Below are 1,452 nucleotides of genomic sequence, written 5' to 3' on the forward strand. Positions count from 1 at the left end.
GGGGCCGGAAATGTGCCCGCATTGATATGTCTGTAAATTGTCGAGCGGCTTAGGCCAGTAATTTTTTGTACATCTTTTTGACGTAGAATTTTGGTGGTCATTCAGTTCCTCATTTTTTATCGATACGTTATCCTTTCACATAAAGATTAAACTGAGTTTTCAATTTTAAGCAGTTTGGTCTTGACCGGTGATAAACTTGGTCCACTCGTACATATAGGGCGCACGTCGCTCCAGGTAATCCGTTCGAATATATGCGTCGATAGCAGCATCACCCTTACGCACGTGCCCGATACAAGCTTCCACAATCTCATCTGGACATTCCGTTTTGTCGGTAAGCCATGTTCTCAATGAAGACCTGAACCCATGGGGCGTTGCGGGAATATCGTTATCGGCGAGGAAATTGCGCATCGCCATCTTGTTGAGCGGGCCGCCCTTGGCATTTGGAAACAGATACCCGTTTCGAGAATGCGGTTCCGCCAACTCGATGACATGTCGCGCCTCATAATTGAGAGGAACAGTAAACCCTTGGTCATTATCTGCCCGGCCCTTGACGTGGAGTGGCGGGATTTCCCAAACGGGACCCAGGATTTGCTCGAAACGCATGTTGTTGACAGAGTCCGCACGAACCCCCGTCAGGATCAGCATCCTCAATGCCAGTTGTACCGGATCATCATCTGAAAGGGTCGCATAAAACGCAGGCACATCTTGCCAAAGCAATGCCTGGTGTGGTGTTGCGCGCTTCTTGTTTTCTCCGAGAATAATAACCGCATCTTCGATAACCGCCCGGTTCACAAGGAAGCCTTTTGCCCGCGCGTATTTGAAAACGCCTCTGAGCCTTGAGACGGCTTTCCTGGCGGTCACCGGTTTTTCGTGCCAGATCGGGGCCAGGGCATGTGCGATGTCGTCTTGGTCGATCTTGACGATTGGCATCTTGCCCAGTTTCGGCAAGACATGCAGCCGCAGGGGGCTAAACCATTTGCCATCCGAGCCATTGTGTTTGAGGCTCTCTTTGTGTGCCTCGTAGGCCATCCAGGCAAGCTGCTCCAGGCGGCCCTCACGGGAACTGGCTTGTTGGCGTTGCAAACGGCGTTGTTTGATCGGATCCGTATCGGCCTGCACCAGTTGACGCGCCCATTCAGCTTGTCTGCGAGCCTCGGCAAGGCTGACCCGTCCGAATGATCCGAGTCCCATCTCGCGTTGGCGGTCCCACAGGGTAAAGCGAAAGACCCATTGAGCCCCGCCATCGGTGCGCTTATGAAGCCAAAGGCCCTGCCCATCGCAATGCTTGCCCGCAGGTAGAGATTTGAGTTGAGCGACTGTAAATGCATTTGATTTTGCCATGACATTATCCCTTCTTTTGTATACGTTCTGGCGTGACACTGCCCGGCTCATTCCGGGATGCAGTGAGACATTAAGTTATTGAGATTTAAGGAAGATTAATTCCGGTGGCAC

General features: G+C 51.9%; 2 protein-coding genes. Both read right to left on the minus strand.

Annotated features, from left to right (window positions below):
• Window positions 1-101 (minus strand): AlpA family transcriptional regulator (locus tag RBB32_RS21270; protein ID WP_306155761.1); only part of this gene is annotated, 101 nt, incomplete at its 3' end.
• 64 nt (window positions 102-165) lie between these two features.
• Window positions 166-1,392 carry an integrase arm-type DNA-binding domain-containing protein gene (locus RBB32_RS21275; RefSeq protein WP_306155760.1) on the minus strand — a complete coding sequence of 409 codons (1,227 nt, stop codon included), beginning with the start codon at window positions 1,390-1,392 and terminating at the stop codon, window positions 166-168.
• Window positions 1,393-1,452 lie beyond the last annotated feature (60 nt).

This window comes from Roseovarius sp. MMSF_3281 (genome assembly GCF_030733685.1).
In the GTDB taxonomy this organism is placed as follows: domain Bacteria; phylum Pseudomonadota; class Alphaproteobacteria; order Rhodobacterales; family Rhodobacteraceae; genus Roseovarius.

Excerpts from the sequence above, each read along its gene's own strand:
- RBB32_RS21275 (WP_306155760.1), bottom strand. The coding sequence starts at position 1,392 with ATGAGCCGGGCAGTGTCACGCCAGAACGTATACAAAAGAAGGGATAAT.